The 26004-nt window shown below is 31.9% G+C and carries 18 protein-coding genes and 2 pseudogenes; 6 read left to right on the forward strand and 14 right to left on the reverse strand.

Annotation, left to right across the window (positions count from 1 at the left end; genetic code table 11):
* The first annotated feature begins 12 nt into the window (after positions 1-12).
* A complete protein-coding gene (gene adhE, locus ACWOA3_RS06170; protein WP_456884752.1) occupies positions 13-2655 on the forward strand; it encodes a bifunctional acetaldehyde-CoA/alcohol dehydrogenase in 2643 nt (880 codons plus the stop codon).
* Positions 2656-2760: 105 nt separating this feature from the next.
* On the opposite strand, the gene ACWOA3_RS06175 is transcribed toward adhE, so the two are convergent.
* The 5 genes from ACWOA3_RS06175 to ACWOA3_RS06195 form a co-directional block, all read right to left on the reverse strand.
* Positions 2761-3993, reverse strand: a complete 1233-nt coding sequence (locus tag ACWOA3_RS06175) for an MFS transporter (protein WP_456884754.1) — start codon at positions 3991-3993, stop codon at positions 2761-2763.
* 196 nt (positions 3994-4189) lie between these two features.
* A complete protein-coding gene (locus ACWOA3_RS06180) occupies positions 4190-7003 on the reverse strand; it encodes a DEAD/DEAH box helicase (protein ID WP_456884756.1) in 2814 nt (937 codons plus the stop codon).
* Between the two features lie 20 nt (positions 7004-7023).
* Positions 7024-7827: a dihydropteroate synthase gene (gene folP / locus ACWOA3_RS06185; protein WP_456884758.1), complete on the reverse strand. Its 804-nt coding sequence runs from the start codon at positions 7825-7827 to the stop codon at positions 7024-7026.
* A gap of 292 nt (positions 7828-8119) precedes the next feature.
* Positions 8120-9469 carry an MATE family efflux transporter gene (locus tag ACWOA3_RS06190; protein ID WP_456884760.1) on the reverse strand — a complete coding sequence of 450 codons (1350 nt, stop codon included), beginning with the start codon at positions 9467-9469 and terminating at the stop codon, positions 8120-8122.
* A gap of 212 nt (positions 9470-9681) precedes the next feature.
* The gene (locus ACWOA3_RS06195; RefSeq protein WP_456884762.1) at positions 9682-10179 is read right to left on the reverse strand and encodes a GNAT family N-acetyltransferase; all 498 of its coding nucleotides are present in this window, start codon (positions 10177-10179) and stop codon (positions 9682-9684) included.
* Between the two features lie 501 nt (positions 10180-10680).
* Here ACWOA3_RS06195 and ACWOA3_RS06200 point away from each other — a divergent pair.
* Positions 10681-10890 (forward strand): hypothetical protein, encoded by a 210-nt coding sequence (locus ACWOA3_RS06200; protein WP_456884764.1) that lies wholly within the window; start codon positions 10681-10683, stop codon positions 10888-10890.
* 202 nt (positions 10891-11092) lie between these two features.
* Here the strand turns inward: ACWOA3_RS06200 and ACWOA3_RS06205 are convergent, their stop codons facing one another.
* The gene (locus ACWOA3_RS06205; protein WP_456884766.1) at positions 11093-11935 is read right to left on the reverse strand and encodes an SDR family oxidoreductase; all 843 of its coding nucleotides are present in this window, start codon (positions 11933-11935) and stop codon (positions 11093-11095) included.
* Between the two features lie 367 nt (positions 11936-12302).
* Between ACWOA3_RS06205 and ACWOA3_RS06210 the strand changes: the two genes are divergently transcribed.
* Positions 12303-13736, forward strand: coding sequence for a bifunctional folylpolyglutamate synthase/dihydrofolate synthase (locus tag ACWOA3_RS06210; RefSeq protein WP_456884768.1), 1434 nt, complete (start codon positions 12303-12305; stop codon positions 13734-13736).
* 40 nt (positions 13737-13776) lie between these two features.
* Here the strand turns inward: ACWOA3_RS06210 and ACWOA3_RS06215 are convergent, their stop codons facing one another.
* Entirely contained in the window at positions 13777-14535 is a 759-nt protein-coding gene (locus ACWOA3_RS06215) for a Cof-type HAD-IIB family hydrolase (RefSeq protein WP_456884770.1), read from the reverse strand.
* Between the two features lie 4 nt (positions 14536-14539).
* Positions 14540-16246 carry a PTS transporter subunit EIIC gene (locus ACWOA3_RS06220; RefSeq protein WP_456884772.1) on the reverse strand — a complete coding sequence of 569 codons (1707 nt, stop codon included), beginning with the start codon at positions 16244-16246 and terminating at the stop codon, positions 14540-14542.
* A 237-nt stretch (positions 16247-16483) separates the two neighbouring features.
* On the opposite strand from ACWOA3_RS06220, the gene ACWOA3_RS06225 reads away from it, so the two are divergent.
* The gene (locus ACWOA3_RS06225) at positions 16484-17251 is read left to right on the forward strand and encodes a MurR/RpiR family transcriptional regulator (protein ID WP_456884774.1); all 768 of its coding nucleotides are present in this window, start codon (positions 16484-16486) and stop codon (positions 17249-17251) included.
* A 136-nt stretch (positions 17252-17387) separates the two neighbouring features.
* Here ACWOA3_RS06225 and ACWOA3_RS06230 read toward each other — a convergent pair whose 3' ends face one another.
* From ACWOA3_RS06230 to ACWOA3_RS06240, 3 genes are read right to left on the reverse strand one after another with little or no spacing between them, the layout of a single operon-like run.
* A complete protein-coding gene (locus ACWOA3_RS06230; protein WP_456884775.1) occupies positions 17388-19994 on the reverse strand; it encodes a hypothetical protein in 2607 nt (868 codons plus the stop codon).
* 24 nt (positions 19995-20018) lie between these two features.
* Positions 20019-20624, reverse strand: a complete 606-nt coding sequence (gene ytpR / locus ACWOA3_RS06235) for a YtpR family tRNA-binding protein (protein ID WP_003148066.1) — start codon at positions 20622-20624, stop codon at positions 20019-20021.
* Between the two features lie 36 nt (positions 20625-20660).
* Positions 20661-21461, reverse strand: a complete 801-nt coding sequence (locus ACWOA3_RS06240; protein WP_456884777.1) for a DUF1444 family protein — start codon at positions 21459-21461, stop codon at positions 20661-20663.
* Positions 21462-21639: 178 nt separating this feature from the next.
* Here ACWOA3_RS06240 and ACWOA3_RS06245 point away from each other — a divergent pair, with 178 nt between their 5' ends.
* On the forward strand, positions 21640-21900 hold the full coding sequence (locus tag ACWOA3_RS06245) for a hypothetical protein (protein WP_003148070.1): 261 nt from the start codon (positions 21640-21642) through the stop codon (positions 21898-21900).
* A gap of 51 nt (positions 21901-21951) precedes the next feature.
* Here the strand turns inward: ACWOA3_RS06245 and ACWOA3_RS06250 are convergent, their stop codons facing one another.
* A complete protein-coding gene (locus ACWOA3_RS06250) occupies positions 21952-23373 on the reverse strand; it encodes a peptide MFS transporter (protein WP_003148072.1) in 1422 nt (473 codons plus the stop codon).
* 329 nt (positions 23374-23702) lie between these two features.
* Between ACWOA3_RS06250 and ACWOA3_RS06255 the strand changes: the two genes are divergently transcribed.
* Entirely contained in the window at positions 23703-24872 is a 1170-nt protein-coding gene (locus tag ACWOA3_RS06255; RefSeq protein WP_456884780.1) for a multidrug effflux MFS transporter, read from the forward strand.
* 106 nt (positions 24873-24978) lie between these two features.
* Here ACWOA3_RS06255 and ACWOA3_RS06260 read toward each other — a convergent pair.
* Both ACWOA3_RS06260 and ACWOA3_RS06265 read right to left on the reverse strand, forming a co-directional pair.
* Positions 24979-25281: pseudogene (locus ACWOA3_RS06260) on the reverse strand (transglycosylase SLT domain-containing protein); the annotation flags it as partial.
* 69 nt (positions 25282-25350) lie between these two features.
* Positions 25351-26001: pseudogene (locus ACWOA3_RS06265) on the reverse strand (G5 domain-containing protein); the annotation flags it as partial.
* Positions 26002-26004: the final 3 nt, after the last annotated feature.

A 26004-nucleotide genomic window follows, 5' to 3' on the forward strand; every position in this document is an offset into this window, starting at 1 on the left:
GAGTAAAATATCATGTCTAAAGAAAAATTACAAACTGTAGATCCAGTTGAAGAAGTAAATACATTAGTATCAAAAGCATTAGTAGCTTTAGATGAATTCAAAAAGATCGAAGATCAAGAGAAAATTGATGCAATAGTTCAAGCAGCAGCCGTTGCAGCTCTTGAAGCACACGGACCGTTAGCAGTTGCAGCTGTTGAAGAAACTGGTCGTGGTGTTGTTGAAGACAAAGCGATTAAAAATCTTTATGCATGTGAATACATTGTAAACTACATGCGCGATCTTAAAACTGTTGGAGTAATCGATAAAGATGACGTTGATGGACTTACAGCTATAGCTGAACCAGTTGGTGTTGTTTGTGGTGTTGTACCAACAACTAACCCAACATCAACAACAGTATTCAAATCTCTAATCTGTTTAAAAACTCGTAACCCAATAATTTTCAGTTTCCACCCATCTGCAAATGAATGTTCTAAACAAGCAGCTCGTATCGTTCGTGATGCAGCAGTTAAAGCTGGGGCTCCTGAAAACTGCATTCAATTTATCGAAAAACCTTCAATGGAAGGAACTCATGCACTTATGAATCACGATGGAGTAGCTACTATCCTTGCTACTGGTGGTAACGCAATGGTTCGCGCAGCTTACTCTTGCGGTAAACCTGCTCTAGGTGTTGGTGCTGGTAACGTACCTGCTTATGTACACAAAGAAGCTAAACTTAAACAAGCTGTTAACGACATCGTATTAAGTAAAGCATTCGACAACGGTATGATTTGTGCCAGTGAACAAGCTGCAATCGTTGATAAAGAATTATACGATGAATTCGTTAAACTTATGAAATCTCACAGAGTACACTTCGTAACTAAAAAAGAAAAAACTCTTCTAGAAAACTTACTATTCGGTGTAGAAGCAAACTCTAAAAACTGCGGTGGAGCTAAGTTAAACTCTATAATCGTTGGTAAACCAGCTACAGAAATCGCTAAATTAGCTGGATTCGAAGTACCAAAAGGAACAGTAATCTTAGCTGCTGAATGTAGCGAAGTTGGAGTTAAAGAACCACTTACTCGTGAAAAACTATCTCCAGTATTAGCTGTATTAAAATCTAGTAGCACAAAAGATGGTATTGAAAAAGCTAGACAAATGGTTGAATTCAATGGTCTAGGACACACTGCAGCAATCCACACTCAAAACGAAGAAGTTGCTGAAGAATTTGGTAAAGTAGTTCGTGCTTGTCGTGTAGTTTGGAATTCACCTTCTACATTCGGAGGAATCGGAGATGTATACAATGCATTCATCCCATCACTAACTCTTGGATGTGGTAGCTATGGACGTAACTCAGTATCTGGTAACGTAAATGCAGTTAACTTACTAAACATCAAATTAATCGGACGTAGAAACAATAACATGCAATGGTTCAAATTACCTCCAAAAGTTTACTTCGAACCAAACGCAATCAAATACTTAAGTGAAATGGAGGGTTTAGAAAGAGTAATGATCGTAACTGACGAATCAATGGTTAAACTTGGTTTCGCAGGACGCATCATCGATCAATTAAACCGTCGTAAAAATAAAGTTCAATACGAAATATTCGCTGGAGTAGAACCTAACCCTGATATCACAACTGTAAGACGTGGATTAGAAATCATGAATACATTCAAACCTAACGCTATCGTAGCACTAGGTGGTGGGTCTCCAATGGACGCAGCTAAAATCATGTGGTTATTCTACGAAAGACCAGATGCAGACTTCAAAGAATTAGTTCAAAAATTCGCAGATATCAGAAAACGTACTGTAAAATTCCCTCACTTAGGACAAAAAGCTACATTCATCGCTGTTCCAACAACTTCTGGTACAGGTAGTGAAGTTACACCTTTCGCAGTAATCTCTGATAAAGAAAATGATAAAAAATATCCTCTAGCAGACTATGCTATCACTCCACACGTAGCAATCGTTGACCCAGTACTAGTTCAAACAGTACCAGCTAGACCAACAGCTGCAACAGGTATGGACGTACTTACTCACGCAACTGAAGCTTATACTTCTATCCTTGCTAACGATTATACTGATGGATTAGCACTTCGTGCAATCAAACTTGTATTCGAAAACTTAGAAAAATCTGTTAAAGAATTTGATAAAGATGCTAGAGAGAAAATGCACAATGCTTCTTGCTTAGCTGGTATGGCTTTCGCAAATGCATTCTTAGGAATTTCTCACTCAATGGCACACAAAATCGGTGGTAAATTCCACACTGTACACGGTGAAACTAACGCAACATTATTACCATACGTAATCAAATACAATGGTACTCGCCCAGGTAAAGTATCTCTATGGCCTAAATACGAACACTATCAAGCTGATGAAAGATTCCAAGACATCGCTCGTATGTTAGGACTAAAAGCTGATACTCCAGAACAAGCAGTTGATTCTTATGCTCAAGCAGTATTCGAACTTGGTAAACGTGTAGGAACTCCAATGTGCTTCAAAGATCACGGTGTTGACTACGAAGCATTCAAAGCAGCTCTACCTACTTTAGCAATGGATGCTTACGAAGACCAATGTACTCCTGCCAACCCAAGATTAGCTCTAATCAAAGATATGGAAGGTATCATGGAAGCAGCTTGGTTCGGATTTGATGAGAAAAAATTCGTAGAAAATCAATAAGCTATTCATTCAAATAACTAGACATTAAACTCATACTTCTTTTCATCCATGAAGTAATGAATAGAAGCATCCCCTTAGACAAAATCTAAGGGGATTGTTTTTTTATTACTTAACTTTAAATGAATACATCAAAACTATAATTAATAATAGTAGCAAACTGTATAATGCAAATGAAGCACTAATAAAATTCGCGAAAAATAGTATTACTGTTGTTCCTATCGGAACGGAAATAGTAATAACAGTACTAAAGATACTATATATTGACGTTTGTTTTTCCTCAGGCACTGATTGTAAAATCAATGCATCTAGTTTTGGATTTGATATTCCTGCAAAATAACCTATTATTACAGTTAAAATCACGAGTATAAATTTATTTTGCAGTATCAATAGATTTCCTACATACATAATGAATAAAATTATTTCTAATATAGCATTATTCCTTAAACTCATGTTTTTATAAAAACTAATCTGGTAGACTCCTCCGGCAATTGTACTAAGTACTTCCACGATTTCTAATAAAGTAATAGTATAAGCAACATTTCCAAACAATAAGCTATCATTTTTTACTAAAATTACTAAAAGCAACGCGAACATTGCGGATGAATAAAAATTCATCCCTAAAAATAGTATAACAAAATTATATATTTTCTTTATCTCACGAAGTATTTTAAAATTTTCAATAGTATCCTTTAAAAATCTTTTAGTACTTACCTTCTCTTTATTCTCAACTTTAAAACTACCGATCTCATCTTTCATCGCATTTTTATACTTTGCCAGTATTAAAAATGATATTAAGAATAGTGCTGCATTCAACATTCCAAAATATGAATAGTTATAACTTAGAAGCCCTAAAACAAATACTCCTACAGCCTTCCCTCCAAGTGAGATTATATTGTTTATAGAACTGATAAATGCCAATGCTCCACTAAGTTGTTCTTTACTCACTAACCTAGTATTTATCGACATTGATAAATAGCTATTATACCCACCTAGAATATCTGCAACTACATTCACAAATACTAATACAATAAAAATCCACCATTGTATTCCATAAATACACACCAAAGCGAATAATGAAAATAATAAAAACTGATAAAATCTAGTAGACATTATTCTATCATACTTATCTTTTGTCTGATCTGCGACATATCCTAAGATAAACGAGATAATATAAGGTAATGTAGTGGCTATTGACACTATACTTACGGCTAATTCTGGATTCGGTAAACTCGTCGCGTAAATAATAAACGCAATATCAAATAACGTCCTCCCTGCATTCCCAAAAGCTAATGAAACAGTGAATAACCTATAGAGTTTGTTTTTCAAGAAAATATTCATTGAATATCACCTCCTATATTAGCTCTATTTTACATTAGCACAATTAAATTTTCAATATATTATTCATTCTTTTTTGAAAATTTAAAATATTTATCATTCAACTTTATTTTCACCACAATTAATAAAAAGAGCAACTAAATTAAACCCTAATTCTCTAGAACTCAAATTCACTTTAGTTGCTCTTAATATATTATTTTTATATCCTATCCCTCGTGAAATATTCATACATATCTTCACGGATTGGAGTTTGTATTTTATAGAAGAATTGTATTACTGTATCTCCGCTTCTTTCTCTAGCTACCAACTTAGGCTCTCCTATTGTCTTCATCTCACCTAGGAAATAAAATATTCTTGCTCCATCTTTATCATCTTTATTTTTTCTCATAAATAGATAGATTTTCGTATCGTTATTATAGAAATAATCGCACTCTTTCGATTCTAAATTTCTTCTCGGCTTCGACATCGAAGTAAATCCATTATCCGGTAAAAATCCATGTGTGTAATCACGGTTAAATGAATTTTCATCAATATCGTAATTAATAAACACTGGCAAAGTCTTCGTTCTTTCATCGTATTTATAACCACCTATAGCGAGTGGTACGTAGTTTATTCCCCATGAGAATAATTTACAAATATCCTCAAAACTATATTTCTCATACAATACAAAATTAGTATCTTTGTATAAATTATCTTTGTAATATTTATTATATCTGTAAATCCCATAATCTACTAGATCTAACAATAACTCCCTAAAAATCTCTGATTGTAACTGTTCTTCGAATTCCTTAGATATTTTTATTTCGGCAACATTCTCCTCAATAAATATACAATCATGAAACTTCTTCTTAGTGACGCTACTAGTTACGAAATTGTTAGTAAGTATCTTCCTACTGACATCCAATTCATAGTCAGCGATAAACTTATTGTAGTCTTTCAACATTATTTCTTCAAAAATTGTAAGAACACTACACTTCTTATCATCTAATAACAAACGTAGAATTATAAGTTCCTCTATTTTTTTACTCAAGATTAAATTAGTAGAAACAAAGTTCAACATATTCTCTGCTGTCTTCGTCAATTTCCCACTATATTCAAACTGTTTTTCCTTTTTAGTTAAAAATGAATAATAACTTCCAGCTACCTCGAAAATCTTTCTAATATCTATAGCGTCATAGTCCTCAAAGTCAGAATACGTAGGTATTCTTCCTAGTTTATTTTTAAGCTTATTATACTCATCAGTAACGAATAACCATGTGTTTAACTTAACATTATCTATCGCACTGTAAATTCTCTGTTTAGAGATTTCATCAAAGTGAATAGTCGACGTCCCCGGAATATACCTAGTTCCCTGGGATAAAAATTTCCTTACGGTATCTTTATCATAACTATTGTCTCCAGATAAAGCTACAGGAATTAAAAAGTTATTTTTGTAATTCGCGATAAAATCTATTATTACTACAAAGTCCTTATCCGCAGATTTTCGTAAACCACGACCCAACTGCTGAATAAAAATAATAGAACTTTGAGTGGGTCTTAACATAATTACCTGATTAACCTCTGGAATATCTACACCTTCATTGAAAATATCTACGGTAAATATATAATCTAGCGTATCTCCATCATTCGCAACTAACTTAGCAATCTCCAGTTCGCGTCGCTCCTGACTGTCTTCACCTGTTAAGCTAGTAGTATTATATCCACGCGCATTGAACTCCTCACTAAGCACCTTAGCTTCTTGTTTCGATGAACAGAAAACTAGACCCTTTACCCTATCTCCTGAATAACCATAATAATTGATCTTACTTATAATATGTTCAACACGTTCATCAGATACTAAATTTGAAAAATCGCTCAGTTCATCAATAACCTTACCATCAACCTCTAAATCACTAATACCGAAATAATGAAATGGACATAACAATGAATTTTCCATCGCTTCTTTAAGGCGAACTTCATAAACAATATTATTATTAAATAATTCATAAATATTAAAACTATCCGTTCTATCAGGGCTCGCCGTCATCCCTAAGTAAAATACCGGTTTGAAATAATTCATCAATCTAAGATAACTATCAGCTCCTGCCCTATGTACCTCATCTATTATAATTTCACCAAAATGAGTATCATTAAAACTCTTAAAAATATTTTCTTTAGACATAGTTTGAACTGTAGTAAAAATAAAATCTGCTTCTATATTTTTCTCTTTACCTGTAAGTAAACCATAACTACGACTAGTTCCAAAAATAGCCTTAAACGTCTCCAGCGCCTGACGAGCAATCTGTTCCCTATGAACGATAAATAATAACCTCTTAGCATTTATACTCTTCATCGCAAAAGCAGCCGCAAATGTCTTACCAGTTCCTGTCGCAGAAATAAGAAGCCCCTTATTATCTTGATTACGAAGTTTTTCGAAATTTTCTATAAAACTCCTTTGCATCTTATTCGGTTTAATTTCCTCGGAAATAATTTTCTTAGTAGCAGTCTCAATCTTATTACTAGCGAATTCTTCAACATACTTATCTTTTATTTCAGAGTAAGACTTAGATTTCTCCCATAGACTATTAAACTCATATAGAATGTTATCCGTTAGAACCCTATCACCCTCAACAAAAGTATTCCATTCTTTATTTATCGTAAGTGCAGCGCTCGTTAAGTTCGAACTTCCCATCAGCACTTTCCATGAGTCACCACGTCTAAATAAGTAACCTTTAGTATGGAAACCGTGCTTATTTTCTACACAGTCATAAATCTTTAAAGAAATATTTTTAAAATTAGACAATTTCTCTAACACTTTAGGAGTATTAAAATATAAATAATTCGTCGTTAAAATTTTCCCACGGATATTCTTCTCTTCTAAATTCTTCAAAGTTTGAAGTAAACTAGTTAAACCACTCTCAGAAATAAACGCCACGCTGAAAATAAATTCATCGCATGTTTCTAATTCACTCTCAAGCGTACTAAGAACTTTCTTCGCTTCTAAATGATTATTATAAACAAATGTATTCTTCATTTTAACCTCCTTCTGTTAGATTAGCCATTAATTATTTCATATGTTATTAAGGCTTCTTTCATAACTTTTACATTATGAACACGCACCATTCTAGCTCCTCGTTTCACCGCTTCTAAAGATAATGTAGCACTTACTATATCTCTATCTTTCGGATTACTATTTCCACCTAGTACATAATCTGTAGTTCTCTTTCTACTTACTGCATATAAGATTTCACAACCTAATGAATTAAGTAACTCTAGTTTTCGTGTAATTTCTAGGTTAGCTTCTGCAGTTTTACCAAATCCCATTCCAGGATCGACAATAATATTTTCTTTCTTCACACCTGCACTTAGGCAAATATCAACACTTTCACCAAGTTCACGTACAACTTGTTCAATCTCGCGCCCTTCTTCTACACCACCATTGTGCATAATAAAGATTGGAATATCATACTTAGCAGCGACTTCTGCCATAGTACTTCCTTTTGCTCCATTTACATCATTTAGTACATCTACTCCAGCCTCAATCATATATTCAGCTACATTAGGTTTATATGTATCAACACTAAAGCACACATCAGGAAATATTTTTCTTAAAGTTGGAAATACGCTTTGCAGTCTTGCAAGTTCATCTTCTTCACTAACTACAGTCGAACCTGGACGAGTCGATTCCGCACCGATATCAATAATATCCGCACCTTCAGATACCATCTTACGAACACCTTCAATCGCAGCTTCCACATCGTAGAAATCTCCCCCATCCGAAAAAGAATCCGGAGTAAAGTTCAATATCCCCATAATTAAATATTTTTTCTCATTTAATAATTGTTTTAATTTATTCATTCTGTCACCTTATCATTAATTTTTAAATACCTTACTATTATATCACGTGACTGTTGTGTTTGCAGTAAAAAAGGGAGTGACTCAAAAATCGTGATTTCGTAGAAATCGATTTTTTAGAGTCACTCCCGCACAGGTTATTAGATATCTAAAAAGCTTTTACAAAGCGAATTTAGATGTCAATAAACCACTGCGTCTATGAGTTTTTATGTAAACTTTTTTCAAAATCTAGTACTTTTGGGTCAGCCTCATTCCTTCTCTATTTTGTTAATTGGGTGCTACCCACAACCTTCTACTAACTCTGTTTCTTCAACGAACGAATAACTGGTTCTTTTTTAAATGCATAATACAATTGAGCTGCCATTACACACCATAGTATAGGTTCTACAGATATTACTCCTAAATATCCTGTACTTGGGATAATAAAAATAACAAAGAATATTTTTCCTAACATTTCAATAATACTCGAAACAAGTGGCATCATTTTTTGACCTAAACCTTGTAGAGCATTTCTTAAAGTAACGAGTACACTTAAGACTGGATAGAAAGCAGAACTTATTTTTAAATACAATGAGGCTTGATAGATTAACTCTTCATCGTTACTTCCTGTTATAAATTCATTTAAAGCTGGACTTGCAAAGAATAAGACGATACAAATGAAAACTGACCAAGTAATCGTAATAATCAATCCTTGTCGAAGTCCTTCAACAATACGTTTATATTGTTTCGCACCAAAATTCTGCGATGTAAAGGTCGTTATTGTCGCATTCATAGCTATTATTGGAAGAAGTGCTAGTACCATAATTCTTCTAGCACTTGTTTGAGCACTGATAATCGTTGAACCTAAGGCATTAATCGATGTTTGTAAAATTACCGTTCCAATAGAGACAACAGAGAGCATAAGCCCCATAGAAATCCCTTGCCCCAATAAATCAATATAAAGCTTTTTATCCCATATGAAATGCTTTTTAGATGGTATTAAAAACGGAGTTTTTTTGCGGATATAAGTAAAACATAATACCGCAGAAATTCCTTGTGAAATAAGAGTTGCAATCCCCGCTGAACGCACACCCATATGTAAATAAGCAATAAAATATATATCTAATATAATATTAATAATTGCAGAAAATATTAAAAAATATAAGGCTGCTTTACTATCTCCAACTGCTCGAAGTAATCCAGCACATAAATTATATGCAAGAGTAACACCTACAAATACCACTATAAAATAAATATACTCATAAGACTGAGCAATAATATTACTAGGTGTTCCAAGCAATTCCAACAAAGGATATAAGGTAAAATTACCTAATACGGCAATTATAATACTCAATACTCCACCAATAACAAATGTAGCCGCCACAGCACTCTTTAACTTTTCATAATTTCCTGCACCATAGTAACGGGCAATAACTATACCCATTCCATTTCCTATACCTAATGCAAAACCAACAACAAGCTCAAATATCGCAGCAGTAGCTCCAACAGCAGCAAGGGATTCTTCTCCAAGGAATCTACCAACAATCATAATATCTACCGTATTATAGAGTTGCTGAAAAATAGTAGCGATCATAATCGGTATTGCAAAAGTAATCATCGCCCGTAATATCGGACCTTCTAATAAATTTACTGATGTTTTTTTCATAAATAATATTATAGCACTTTGAATTAAAGTTTCAAGAAATAACCTGAAAACTATTCTGAAAATGGAGAAAGGCCCATCTTTCGATGGACCATATATTATGAAAAAAAATATTATTAAGTTTTGTTATATTTATATTATATCCCACTTACCTTACATGAACTTTAGACTATAATTAAAATGAAACTAAAGTTGAAAATATTTGAAAATAATAACTATCTAGTTCTTTTCATGATATACTTTAAACTTGGAAATTCTATCACTTTATCAATTTTAAAACCTAATTTCTCGTACAGCTTTTTAGCAGTTATATTAGAATCAAATACTGTTAGAGTTATACTATTAATATTTTCATCTTCGAAAATACGATGAACAAACAACTCTAATGCATTTTTTCCAAATCCTTGTCCTACTTTTTGCGGATTTAAAATAAATCTACCTAAATGTGCATTATTTTCCTCAATTTTTATAATTTGTATTACGCCTATAAATTCTTCTTCATGAAAAATAGAAAATATATTCTCTAATTTTCTTATTTTTTCTAAATCTAAAGGATAAGAAATTTTTGATCCCATCCATTGCTTTTGAAATTCTTCACCTTTCTCATTCGACCATTCGCAGATTAATAGAGAATTTCTTTCGTTTATGCTTCTTTCAAAACTAATATTCATATCTACACCTTCGCAAATATCATCTATACTAAATACTTTCATTTGCTAATCTCTTAACAGCATGAGTATTCATAGAATTTATTAATTATCAATTTAAATATATTATATTTACAAAAATAATAACTTGTCAAGTCCTCCCAGAAATGGAGAAAGGCTCATCTTTCGATGAGCCATATATTATGAAAAAAAAATATTATTAAGTTTTGTTATGTTTATATTATATAATTCAAACCTTATGTAAACTTAAAGCTGTAATTAAAATGAAATTAAAGTTGAAAATTCTTGAAAATAATCCCAAAAAATGGAGAAAGACTCATCTTTCGATGAGCCATATATTATGAAAAAAAATATTATTAAGTTTTGTTATGTTTATATTATATAATCCGAACCTTATGTAAACTTAAAGCTATAATTAAAATGTAATTAAAGTTGAAAATAGATACCTTTCTGAAAAATACTTTACTCAAAGATTTACTTTTCAAATATATCTCTTATATTGACAATACTAAAAATGATGGTATATTTTTATAGTGAGGTGATAATATGCAAAAACACAACCCAAATTCTATTACAAATAAATTTTTTAAAAAAACATCTAATCACATTCAAAAAAAATTACAATCCCAGACAAATAAAGAAAGATTAGAAGCTGAGTTTCTAAAAGCAGGAATTAAAGATATCAAAAATAAAAATCTTATTGACGGAGAAAAAATTCTCTCAAACTTGGAAAAGAAATATAATATAAAGATATAGCATACAATTATAGTAACTTTAGAAAATTACTATAGTAATGGAGAAAGGGACTGATAAAATAATCAGTCCCATATATTATGAAAAAAAAATATTATTAAGTTTTGTTATGTTTATATTATATCCCACTTACCTTACGTGAACTTTAGACTATAATTAAAATGAAATTAAAGTTGAAAAAATTTGGAAAATTTCTGTTCCTACTTTATTTTCTTCCAACATACTCCTCTAAAAGTTGTTCCAATGATGTTGCTGGTCTTCCTAATACTTTTTCTATGTCTAGTGAAACTCCTTTTTGTTCACCTTTTTTTATAGCTGTATATGTACTTACCCATGAATCATATTCCCATTGTTCTGCTTCCCATTTTTGGCGTGATTTATAGGCTTCTTCTACTGTTTCATTGTAATATGTAATTTCCTTACCTGTTTTTTCACTAACAATCTCAGCAATTTCTTTCATCGATAAATTTCGTGGACCTGTTAAGTTTAATACTTTATTTTTATATTCCTCTGTTTTTAACATAACTGCCACTACCATATCTGAAGCATCTTTACGAGCTACTGCAGATACTAAACCATCTCCTGCTGGTCCTCGAAGTTCTCCATATTCTAAACACATATCTAAAAAGAAATCTAAATAAAAATTATCTCTAAGGAATGTATATTGTAATCCCTGTTCTTTTATGTATTTTTCTGTTTGATAGTGGTCTCGTGATAAAGTAAATGTTGCATCTTCTTTATTATTATAGAATGAAATATATACGATATGTTCTACTCCTGCTGTTTTAGCTGCATCAATAAATCCAATGTGTTCTTCCACCCTTTTGGCATTTTCTTTCGCTGATACCATTAATAATGTTTTTACTCCAGTTAATGCCGAACGACTTTCTTCGCTATTCTCGTAGCTTGCTTTTCTTATTTCTGCATTACTATATTTCTTAGCTTTCATAGGATTTCTTGCAATATGAACAGTATTTATCCCTCGTTCACTTAAAACTCTCGCTACTCTTCCACCTAGTTTTCCTGTTACACCTGTTATTGCTATCATGCTGTTCTCCTTTTCGATTTCTAACTTCTTCATTAATTATACTAACATACTAACAATTAAAATTAAAGTATGCACTTTTTTGTATTGGGAGTGACTCAAAAATCTTGATTTCTTAAGAAACAAGATTTTGTAGAGTCACTTTCCACAGTGGTTTATTAGACATCTAAAAAGCTTTTATAAAGTGAATTTAGATATCAATAAACCACTGCGTCTATGAATTCTCTTATTGATTTTGTTAAATTTTAGAACTTTTGGAACAGTTCCTAGCTAAATCCCTCCATCAAATTCACCAAAATTATATCCTTTACAATTCATCTTTATCATTATAAAATTAAGTGTATATTATTAGAAATGTTGGTGTTTATTTATGAGTTTGAATTGTAAAATAAAATTTGAGAAATATTTAAAAGAAAATAATTTAAAAGATAAAAATAACATATTAGAGCTTTTCAGCCAGTTAAATTTAGAGCAACTTGCTGAAAAACTTCTAACTTTAGATGAAGATGAAATTATAAACTATGCGATTGAGTGTGTTTGTGAAGAACTTCTTATTACTTCATCGTATAAAATAGAACGTACTGGGATGAAACTTGGTCTTCACAGAATGGAACATATTCTTGAACTTTTCGATCATCCTGAAAAAGATCTTAAAGTAATTCATGTTGCTGGAACTAACGGTAAAGGTTCTACTTGTTCTTATTTGAAAGATGTGTTAAAAACTAAATATAAAGTTGGATTATATACAAGTCCTGGTATGCTGAGTTTTAACGATAGAATCCGTGTTAACGATGATTTTATTTCATATAAAGAAGCTTATCGATTATTCAAACTAGTTCAAGAAACTTACGATAAAAATAATCCAGATCCTAGCGATAAACTGTCATTCTTTGAAATTATCACTGGTGTAGCTTTATTATACTTTAGAGATCAAAAAACAGACTTCGTCATTATGGAAGTTGGTCTTGGCGGAAGATATGATGGAACAAATATTTTTAAAGAAAAAGTATTATCTATAATTGCAAAAATCGGTCTAGATCACACTGCGATTCTTGGCGATACTCTTGAAAAAATTGCTTATGAAAAAGGTGGAATTATCCAAGAAAATGATAATGTTCTAATTTATCCTGCTTGTGAAGGTGTCGTAAATGTAATAAAAGACATATGTGAAGAAAAAAATGCTAGCTTAAGTATTTTAAACGAAAAGGATATCGTTGTGAAGAAAGTCGAAGCTAGAGGTAACGTATTCTCATATAAAGGTGTAGATTATTCTACTAAAATGGTCGGTGCACACCAAACTTTTAATGCATCTTTAGCTCTAGAAGCATTATCTAACCTGAAAAAACGCAATATTATCGATATAGAAGATAAGGTTATAAAAGAAGCTCTAAGCAAATCAGTTTGGGTAGGACGTTTAGAATGGATTCGTGAAAATATCCTTCTAGATGGCGCGCATAACAATGATGGAATTGATAGTTTAGTAGCCTACCTAGATAAGCAAAAATTCTCTAAATTGAAGATTCTACTTGGTATTCTAGAAGACAAAGATTATAAAGATATGATTGAAAAATTAAAATCAATCCCAGCTGAATTCTCAGCAACAAAAGTTCCAATCGAAATTAAAGAATCAAATCTTGATAATCTAGTAAAAAGCTTTGGTGATACTCATGTTACTAAATATGAGAATTATGAAGTTGCATTAAACAATATTATCCCAAATCTAAAAGATGATGAAATTCTTCTAATTACAGGTTCACTTTATCTTATCTCAGCGGTAAGAGGTGAACTATTAGAAAAATACTAAGTACACAAAAAAGAACCAGCATCTCTGCTGGTTCTTTTTACTATTCATAGTTCTCTACAAAATGTTTTATCGCCGCTGCAAAATCTTCTACTACGTGTGTAGCTTGCTCTTTTACTTCTTGTGGCGCACGGTTCATACAGTATGAGATGTCAGCTACTTTAAACATATCCACGTCATTTCCTGAATCTCCTAAAGCTATTACCCTATCATATCCTGACCTGATAGCTTCAATACCACTAGCTTTAGAAATATTTTTTGCTGTGATTTCCATACGTGTTGAACCTGATTTATAAATCTCTACTTCTGGAAATTTTTCTTTCATTATATCGTAATGATAATCTAATTGGTCTTTTGTTGGTCTTACATTTATTTTATAGATTGTTTTTCCTTTTAGTATTTCAAAAGGATTTTTAACACAAATTAGTTCCATGTTCCACAATCTATCTTTTTTCTCATGATCAAAATTACCGATACGTTGTTTTCCATCTAAAGCATCAAATATTAATTTGCTTTCCTTTAGATATTCAAATATTCCAGTTAAATCTTTAGTAGGAATGTGTTTTTCAAAAAGAACTTCATCTTGTCTTGTTACGACCGCTCCGTTAAACCCTATCATGTGTGTAACATCCATATCATTGCCTTCTGCAATATATTTGATTTCTTCAACAGAACGCCCAGTCGCAACTGAGAAATCCCCGTATTTTTTCGCATCATGATACGCTTTTAAATCTTCTTGTTCTACGAACACTGAATTCTTAACATATGTACCGTCTAAGTCTGTAACAAACAAATTCTTCATGAAATTATTCCTCCATACCAAGCATTTCTTGGATTTCCATTTTTAATACATTAGCATGAGATCCGTAAATTGATTGCATTTGCATATCACTTTCTGCAAATCCCATAGCTCCAAGTTTCGTTGTAATACGTTCTTGGTCAACTAAGCTTTTATCTTTTACATTAATTCTTAAACGAGTTATACAAGCATCTACAGCTTCGATGTTATCTGGTCCACCGTGTGCTTTAACTAATTCAATCGCTTGTTTTCTAATTCCTTCTGGTGTTTTTTGTACTGTTTCCATTACTTCATCATCACCAGCAGCTACGTCTACTGATTTTGGTGCTTCTTCTTTACCGATTGTAGCGATTTCTACACCAAGTTTAGCACGAGCTTCGTTTTTATTAGATAATTTAACATCATCTCCGTCTTCACGACCAGGAGTTTTAAGATCGAATTTAACAATCATAAATCTGAATACGATGTAGTAGATGAAGAAGTAAACTACACCTACGATTGGTACTAACCACCAAGCTGTTTTAGGACCTTGAAGTACTCCATAGATTACCCAGTTAATAAATCCGTGTCCAGTTGGAGTAGCAACCCCTGCTCCTAACATGTGCATTACGAATAATGCTGAACCTGCTAAGAATGCGTGTACTACATAAAGAATTGGTGCTACGAATAAGAATGTGAATTCGATTGGTTCTGTAATACCAGTTAAGAATGAAGTACCTGCAGCTGCGAATAATAATGATCCTACAACTTTACGTTTTTTCTCGTCAGCTGTTTTGTACATTGCATAAGCTGCACCAGAAAGACCGAACATGAAGTAAACGAATTTACCACCGTTAAATCTTGTGATACTTGGATCTACGTGTTGTACGTTTGGATCAGCTAATGAAGCTAAGTAAGCGTTGATTGTACCAACTACACGTTGTCCACCAATTTCCCAAGCTCCACCTAATTCAGTTGTACGAACTGGCCAGTTTAAACCGTGGTGAAGACCGAATGGTAATAATGCTCTCTCTACTAAACCATACAGGAACGTTCCAATAGGTCCTGATTTAAGGATGAAGATTGATAATACACTGATACCTTTTTGTACTGGAGGCCATACAAAGAATAGTCCAGTAGCAACTGCCGACATAATTACGATAGTTGCGATAGGTACGAAACGTGGTCCGCTGAAGAATCCAATAACTGTTGGTAATTGAACTTTAACAGCCCACTTATGGACGAAGTATACAACTATACCTACAATGATACCTCCGAATACACTAAGGTCCATTGTTTGAATACCAAGTACTTTTGTCTGCATGGCATTTGATAATGCTAATTTTGCTTCGTTACTTGATAATTTACTAGTATCTACTAATTTGTGACTTTGTACTAATAGGAAGTTAAGTACGTAGTGTAATACGATGAATCCTAGTAAACCAGAAAGCGCAGCAGAACCTTTTTCACGTTTTGCTAAACCTACAGCTACCCCAACCGCAAATATAATTGGTAAGTTGTTGAATGCTGTATCCCCTAATACAATTAGGAATTTCATAATAAATTGAATAATGTCATTTTTTAACGCTGGGAACATTTTTAGTGTGTTTGAATTACTGAAGGCTGTCCCGATTCCTTTAATAATACCTGCACCAGGAAGTACAGATACTGGTAATAAGAACGAACGTCCGAATTGCTCAAAAGCAGAGACGAATTTATTTTTTTTCTTTGCCATTACCTTTTCTCCTTTGTTATTTTTTATAGGTACATTATAACAGATATGAAAACGGTTTTTAGTTTTTTGCCTAAAAGTTTCTTCTATTGTAATTTATTACTATTTTAGTAAAATTTTACTAAATTCTAGAAAACGTTTATAAAATAACTTTTCATTTTAAAATTTTTGTGATATGATACTTAATGCTGAGTAAAGAAAAAATATTCATTAGTAAATTTTACTATAGGGGGCATTTTTATGTTTTTTGAGAATTTAAAAGAAAACTACGATAGACTATCCATTTCAGAACAACAAGCCATCGATTATCTTATGAAGCAAGATAATATTGAACATACCACTTTAAAAGAAATTAAACAGGCTGTTCTCGTTTCTTCTTCTACCGTAATTCGTGCTTGTAAAAAGTTGGAGTATAACACATTTATCGATTTAAAATATGATTTAAAAATGAGTAAAGAATTAGCTAAAAATAATAACGCTACTTCTTCTAACTTTATTACTTTAAAAGAACAGCTTAGCGTTGAATTTTCTCGAACAATGTCTATTCTTAATCAAGATGATTTTGATACTTTTGCCGATAAAATAATTAATGCTCGTCGTATATTTTGTATAGGTAGTGGCTCAAGCTACATGGTTATGAGTGATTTCAATAGAAAACTTAAACTTATTAACCTTTGGTCAAATGACTATTTTGAACATTATTCTATTAAAAGAATCCCTGATATTTGTACAAAAGATGATGTGATCCTAGTATTTTCTCTAGGAGGTAATACTGACGTCATTAATGATTGCGTCTTGGAGGCAAAACAAAATGGAGCAACAATTCTATCAATCACTAGCCTTGTGAGTAGTCCACTAGCAAAAATGAGCGATCATTTGATTAAAGTCTACGATGCACCAAAAAACAGAAAAAAAATTCGTTCAAGATTAATGTTAAACGTAGTTGGAATTATTTTATTCGAAACTATCGTTAACACCCTAAGCCCTGGAGAATATGTAATAGATTAAAAAGTTAACAAAGTAAAGATCACCCCTGAAAAGAGGTGGTTTATTTATTTCCGAGACTTCATATCATCAATTGGCTAAAGCCATTAAGTAAAAGAGGATGACTTTTGAGCCATCCTCTTTCTTATCTATTATCTAATTATTTTTTATTTTTCACCTTGTTTTTAGGTACTCGTTTTGCTGAACCTATATTCCAAACTGTCTCTTCTTGTGAAGCAATTTCTTTATAGATATTTACATTATTTTTTACTGTAGTAGCTGTTTTAGCTTCTACTGCTTTTTTTTCGGCTATTTTTGGTTCATCTTTTTTTACTTGATTATTTATAGATAATCCTGTAGTTGATATACCAACTGGTTTATTTGAATTTTCGGCTGTATTACGTGTTGCTGAACCATATACAGAAGAATATACTGGAGATGGTTTGAATTTACCAACACTGCGTGATTTAGGTGTAATAGTATTTGAACTCATCATTTGACTCGTTACTGATCTAGTCGATGAAGAAATTCCTGATGAATATTTTTCAAAAATTGCGTCAAGAATTTTTTGATTATTTTCGATTTTTTCTTTACTTACTGGTCTATATCCATGATCTACTGTTTTATATTCACCTAATTTAGTTCCATTACCTTTATCGAAGTACTCAGAAACATCATTAGTATATAGTTTTTCAGTATAATCTATTCCGCGTTCTACCTCTTCAACTTGTTCACTTTCTTCGCGAACTTTAGCGTCTTCTACTCTCTTCTCAGCTACTTCTTTAGGAACAACTTTTTCATCTGTGAATTTATCTACATCATTAGCTTTTTTAATAATCTTATTGTTTGGAGATACTTCTCTTAATAGACTATCGATATTTACTGAGTCTGCAGATTCTTCTAGATAGTTTTGTTCTTCTAATTCTTCAATTTCTTCTTCATCTAAACGATAATCACTGTAACCAGAAAGTCTATCTTTTTTAACTTCTTTAAATTCTTCGTAGTCTTCAACTTCAACATCTTCTATTTTAGCCACTTCTTGAACTAAATCAACATAAGTTTCTTCTTGTTTTTCTTTCTTAAGGTCAGCTAAGTTTTCATTAAGTTCTTCTATTTCAGGAAGAGTTTCTTCTTTTCTTGGAGAAACATCAATATTCTCAGTTTTAATAAGCTCATCTAAGGCTGTTCTTTCTTGAGTATTTTCAGATTTCTTACCTTCATATAAACCTTTTCTGAAGTTTTCAACTTCTTCGCTAGATTCTTGGCCTTCTTCGAATCTTTCACCAACAAGTTTTTTGCTTACTCTGTCGATATCATCTTCGAATAAATCTTCATTTCCTTCTAATACATCATGTACAGAAGTATATTTTAATTTTTCACGGCGGCTTCCTTCAGCATCAAGTTCTCTAACTTCTAGTGCTGGAGCCTCTTTCTCGTGGGTTTTGCTCTCTTTTTCACGAATTTCATCAAAGATACCCTCTAATTTTTCGTTTTTCTTAGCGTATAATGGATTATCTTTTTCAATCTTATCGCTTCTTCTCTCTAGAGAATTAAAGTTTTCTTCGAATTCTCTACGAGCTTCTCTATTTTTAGTAGTTCTTTCTTCTTGAACTTGAGTTTCCTCTTTAGCTTGACCTTTGAATGAAGTAGCTACTTCTTGTTTTAATTCACTACTATCTTTTCCTAGTACTACACTGTCTCCAAGAGTGTCAATCTTATGATCTTGTTTTAATCTCTTAGTACGAACAGCAGCAAGAGTTGGGTGTTTTCTTCTTGATGGTTTCTCATCAAAGATATCAACATCAGTTATTTCAGAACTCGAAACTCCAAGTTTCTTAAGAGCATCCCCTAAGTCTGTAACTGTTCCAGCTGAAGCTTTTTCTTCTTTTTCTTCGTATTTAGTAATATCGATTTCTTCAAACTTAGCTTCTTCTTTAACTTCATCTGCAAACTCAATCTCTAGTTCTTCTTCAGGTTCAGAATCAAATCTTTCAACTGATACTTGAGTTTTTTTCTTAACTGGAGTTTCCTCTTCTTTTACCTCATCCTCAAAATCATCTAGTACCGCTTCTAATTCTTCTTGATCGATTTCATCATCACTCACGTTAAATAATTTTTCTTTAAGTCTTGAGAAGAATCCTACTTTTTTACCTTCTTCGTACTCTTCCTCATCGTCTTCATAATCTTCATAGTCTTCTTCTTTGACTACTCTTGATTGTGTTTTTTCAGCTATTTTAGCTTTCTCTTTTTGTTCACGTTTTTGACGCTCTAGATATGTTTTATAATCTTCAGCCTCGTCATCTTCATCTTCTTCAAGAAGATCTTCATCTAAAAAGTCATCGTCTAATTCTTCATCATTTTGTTTAAATAGATTTTTGAATTTAGCAAAGAAACCATTTCCTTTTTTAGATTTTTTCTCTTGTTCGAAGTCTTCTTCATAATCATCATCTTCGAATTCATCTATTTCAAAATCCTCAAGGTTTACTTCTTCATATTCATCAAATTTTTCTTGAGTTTTCTCTCTTCCTTTTCTATTTCTAGAGTCTGACTCAAACTCATCATCTTCAAATGATCTCTTAGATTTTCTAGAACTAAAGTCTATTTCAAAATCTTCTTCATCTTCATAATAGACTCTTTCTTTTCTCTTGTTTTCAGTTCTTCTTTCCCTAGTTTCTAAAGGACTTTCTTTCTTCTCTTTACGTGATATCTCTTCTTCGAATATCTCATCTTCATCTTCTTCTAAAAACCACTTTTTCCAATTAACCATACTTTACACCTCCTAAGTTAGATTTTATTTAAGATTCAAATCTTTCACTCGAGTTCCTACTTTAGTGTCAGCATCTAATACTAAAATTCCTCGCGCTTCTTCTTGTGGTAATCCTAATTCACGTTTTGAACATAGCATTCCGTTTGATTCTACACCACGTAATTTTGATTTTTTAATTAATAAACCACTTGGCATCATTGCACCACTTAATGCTACAACAACTTTTTGTCCTGCTTCTACATTAGGCGCTCCACAGACAATTTGTAATGTCTCATCTTCACTAACTTTTACTTCAGTTACTTTTAACTTATCAGCATCTGGGTGTTTTTCACAACTTAAAACTTCTCCAACTACGAAGAAATCGTCATTGTTTCCTTCTAAATCAATTTTTATTCCATTTTTTTCTAAACGTTTTTGAAGAATCTCTTTTTGTTCTTCTGTTAAATCAATACTTCCTTCTCCATCTAATTTCAAGTTTTCAACGTTAAAAATATTTAACCCAACTAAAGCGCCATTTTCATCTTTAATTAAAGTGATATTCTTCTTATCTTCGTATGTTACCTCTTCCTTACTCTGAATAGTAATTAATAATGTTTCTCCTAACATTTTCTTATTGTAAAAAAATAACATGACTCTCTCTCCTATACTTAATTTTTATTTTTAGAGTTATTCTACAAAAATAAAATAACTCTCTAGTTCTTTTCCATCATATTTAAATGTAATTGTTGTTATCGGCACTAGACCTTCTGTAAAAAAATGAACCATCATTTTTTGCAAAATCTCTAATCCCTGTTTATTATTTATATCTGCGATAATTAACGTATCTTGATGTGGCAGACCGACATAAAATGAATCCCCTATTTTCTTATAAAAGTAATCTAATACATTTTTATCGAATATTCTAGCTCCATCATAACCATCTTTCGCATTTAGGAAATAAAATTTATTCCCTGCAACTTCATCCACATTATACTTAAGTGGTAATTTTTCTAAATTATTTTTAGCAACCTCTAAAATTTCTTGCTTATTTTTTGAGAATTTATCTAAAAAACTACTATCTAGCAATTTATAGCCATCTTTAAAATCATACGCTAAATAAATTTTTGTTTCATTTGTATGTTCAAAACTAACAAGATCTTTTTCTTTATCTTTATTAAAACTGCTAGCTCTAACTACGGGATAAATATTTTCCAACAATTGTTCTTCATTAATGTTGTCTAAAGAAACACTTGTTTGTGCACTGAAATTTTCTACTATATAGTAGACAAACTCTTCTATTTTTTTATCCCCTTTGCTAGTTTTCTTATCTCCTAACTTTCTGACAAAACTATCTATATCTATTTTTGCACGACGATTTTCATACTCTAAAATAAAAACACTATTATCTTTTTCTCGTCTTTCATGAATTTTTAAAGTAGGTAGTTTTTCTATTATTTTTTCAAATATATAATCTCTTGTATAAGACATATTGCCTCCAATTTTGTGTATAATATGGCAACTTAATTATACCATATTTATTTGTATTCAATCAACATAAATAGGGAATATATACAAATATTATTCACTTTTTTACACTTCAGTTATTTAATTGCAGCATAGTCTTTTATTTGTTATAATTTTATATATAAAACTTAGGAGGAATTTTGTGGATAACGAAGCTAAAAAAGCTGAATTATTGGAAAAATACAATAATTGGGCAAAAAAAAATAAACAACGTTTGTTAATTTCTGTTGTTGTTTACTTAATAATAATTTTATTGAATTTCATATTCCTAAAAAATAATAAAATTACTATTCTTTCTTCTTTATTATTTTTTACTTATGCCGTTTATGTATTTTCATTAATTTGGTTTATAAATAACAAACTTATTATGAATATTGATTCTATAGATTTTGATATAAAATAAACTGACTTAAATTAATCACTTACGATTATTTAAGTCAGTTTTTTATTATTTTTAAGCTTGTTGTACCTCTAGCTCTTCTTCATCTTCTTTTCCAATTTTATCAAGAGCCATAATTTTTTCTAATGGATTAGCTATAATAAATAGCAGTACCCCTAATACTCCCATAATTATTGCAATTATAGTTAATACTTTTTCATAACCCCAAGTTTCAGTCCAACCTACTGTTTTACCTGTGATCCATGAAGATACAACATATGTGAAATACCACATCGCCATAGACATAGCGGCGAATTTTTTAGGTAATAATTTACTGAACAATGCCATACCAATTGGTGATACTAGTAATTCCCCTACTGTTAGTACGAAGTATCCACCTAATACGTACCAAATGCTCATTTTTATTGATCCATCTAGTTTTCCACCTAATGATTGAAGTCCTAGTACAAAACATACAAATCCTAAACCAGTTAGTAGCATACCCCAACCCATTTTCGTAGCTACTTTCCAGTCATTATTTTTTTCTGCTTTTTTCATCCAGAACCATCCAAATAGTGGAGCAAGCACTATACATAAGAATCCATTAAATGAAACTAACCAAGTAATCGGCATATCAAATCCTAACACATTTAAATTTACAAGCTCATCTGTCATAAGAGTAATTGTTGTTTGTGTTTGGAAATACGCTGACCAAAACACTGTAGAGAATACAAAGATTATAACGGCAGCATATAAACGACCTTTATCATATTTAGATCCTTTTAAGTCTTCTTTATTTTCTTCAGCAGATTCATGTTTATTTTTACCAACTGGATATCTTCCTGAATCACCTAGTAATTTATTTTTACCAAATGTAAATAATATGAATGTGACAAATAAACAGATAGAAACCATTAAGAATGCTGGTGTAAATCCATAAACTGCAATTTTACCATCTGCTCCTTTTGTAGCTCCCCAATCTTGGTAAATTAGACCACCGATAATTGGACCAAGTAAACTTCCGATATTTACGAAAGTATAGAAGATACTATATGCAGCATCTTTCATAGATACTTGTTTTTCATCGTATAGTTCCCCTACAATAGCTGATAGGTTACCACGGAAGAATGCTCCAGCAATAGAGTTAATAATTACCCCTATTAAGAAGATGTAAAATCTACCATGAGCAAATGCGGTAAACAGTGTCCCTATCGAGTTAAATAGAATACCAAACTGAATTGCACGTTGCATACCGATATATTTATCAGTTAAATATGCTCCTAAAAGCGGTAGAAGAGAACCAATTGTTCCAAGATACGCCATAACGTCCCCTGCGAATGTTTTATCTAACCCTAATCCACCTTGTTCTACAGAATAAGTATAAAATAATATTAAAAATCCTGATGTTGCATATGATGCATAACTCTGAATGGCTATCATTACATTAATAAGCCACAGCCCCTTAGGATGCTTAAATTTCTGAGAATTTTTTACCATATTAACAACCTCCTTTTGTACTTCATACTTTTATTTTAACAGACATAAACCCTTGATACAACTGTTTTTAAGAGGTTTACAAACATTATACACCCCGCACTTTGAATACAAAATTATATTTAAAAATATAAAGTTTAATGTTTTTATGTTAAGTACAAAAATTGAATCTCCCACATCTAAAAATAGTAAAATATTTATTTAAGATTTATTATCAATAGTTATAAAATTTCATATTAAATTTTTTTACTTCTTTAAAGAAAAAAACTTACGAAAAAAATTTATTTATGCTATAATACGTAACGTATTTCAAAAAATAGAAAGGAGTCAATATGACATTAAAAAGAAATTCTAAATTATTTTTAGTTCTATTTCTAGGAACTTTATCGGCTTTTGGGCCATTTGTTACAGACTTATATTTACCAGCATTGCCTACTATGACCTCGTTTTTCAATGCTAGTACCTCAACAATTCAACTTACTCTAACAGGTAGTATGGTTGGTCTTGCAATAGGGCAATTGCTTATTGGACCTATCAGTGATAAATACGGACGTAAAAATCCATTAATAATAAGCTTAGTTATATATTTAATCAGTACACTGGCTATTATTATCTTTCCGAATGTTTATGCAATGATAACATTGAGATTTATCCAAGGTATTTCATCTGCAGGTGCTGTAGTTATTTCTCGTGCTATTTCTACTGATTTATACCAAGGGCGTGAACTAGCTGCATTCTTTGCATTACTTATGGCAGTTAATGGATTAGCACCTATACTTTCTCCTATATTAGGGAGTTTATTACTACAACTTACAGACTGGAGAGGAATTTTCGTAACTCTTGCTGTAATAGGTATTATCTTATTAGCTGTAAGTTTTAAGTTCCATGAATCATTAAATTCAGATAAAAGATTGAATCTTCCAATAACTAAAACTTATTACTCAATCATCCTAGTCGCAAAAAATAAACTGTTCTTTGCGCTAGTTATCATCCAAGGATTCGCTTTAGCTGCAATGTTCGCATATATAGCTGCGTCTCCATTTATCTTACAAACACACTATAATTTAACTCCATTAATGTACAGTTTATGTTTTGGTCTTAATGGTTTTGCTATAGTTTTAGGAAGTAAAAGTGCTGGTAGCTTTAAAGAAAAAAATAGTATTAAGCTAGGATTATCACTTATGCTAGCAGTTAGTATATATCTAGCAATCGTATTAACATTAACATTACCTTTCCTATTCATTGAAGCTAGATTCTTCCTTCTTTTACTAGGGCTAGGTTTTATACTACCTGCTGGTTCTGCTATCGCTATGAGTTTAGAGCGTGAACGTGCTGGTAGTGCATCTGCATTCTTCGGGTTCGTACCATTTTTCTTAGGTGGGGTTGTTTCACCACTAGTCGGAATTGGTAATATCTTCCATTCTAGTGCAATTGCAATAGTGATTTGTTCTGCGATATCTTTTGTAACATTCAAATTGATTGAAAAGAGAATACAAAATTAAAAATCTAAGTTATAAAATCATGTGTAATTACATAATATTATAACTTAGATTTTCTTTATATAATTTTACAAATAAAGACGATCAAGCGATCGCCTTTTTGTTTATATTATCTCATTCCCCAAGCTGCTAACCCTTGCGCTTTGTATGCACGAGTAGCTGCATTGATTTGGTCTTGAACTGTTGCTGTAGATCCCCATCCTGGCATAGTTTGGAATAATCCACTAGCTCCTGAAGCGTTTCTAGCATTTACTTGTCCGTTTGATTCACGTGCAATAATGTGTTCCCAAGTTGAAGCTGAAACTCCTGTACGACGAGCCATTTCTTGAGCTGCTGCCGCTCCTTCTGCTCCTGCAGTGTTACCATTTGATAATCTTACTGAACCACCAGCTGATGAATATGATTGAGCTGGAGTTGATTGAGCTGCGTATGATTGACTAGCTGATTTTTGTTGATCTGCTGGACGTTGTTTTGTTCCTACTACAACTACTTTAGTTGTTGCTTCTGTAAGTACTTTTTCTGAAACAACTTCTCTAGAAATTTCTTTTCCGTTTTCTCTTACAACATTATAAGTTACTTCTTTTTCTCCGTTTTTACCTTCAACTTTAGTAACTTTTTCATCTACATATTTAGAATCATCTTTTTCTTCTTTTGTTCCGAATTTAATTTCTTCTTTTTTAACTTCTGTAGCTTTTCCGTCTCTTACGATTTTAATAGTATCAACTGTTGCTACTTCTTTGTTTAAATCTGGTGTTACTCTATCGTTTTCTCCAAGAGTAATGTTTAATTCTTTTAAGATATCTCCAACTTTTTTGTAAGTAGTTTTTCTTACTGTAGTTGTATCACCATCAACGATTGTTACTTCGTGAGCTTTATAGATGTTAATAGTTTCCCCACCGTTTACCTTTGTATCTAGTCCTGGTTCTACTCTATCGTCTGCTCCAAAAGGAATGTCATTAGCAATAAGAACTTCTCTTACTGTTCCTTTTTTAGCTTTTAACTCAACTTTGCTTCCGTTATCTAAACTCACGGCGAAAACATTGTGCCCTGTATATTCTTCCGCTACTACGAAAGCTCCTGATAATAATAATCCTGATGTTGCTGCTGCTGCAATAATTCTACCTAATTTCATTCT

This window comes from Gemella taiwanensis, from assembly GCF_054054385.1.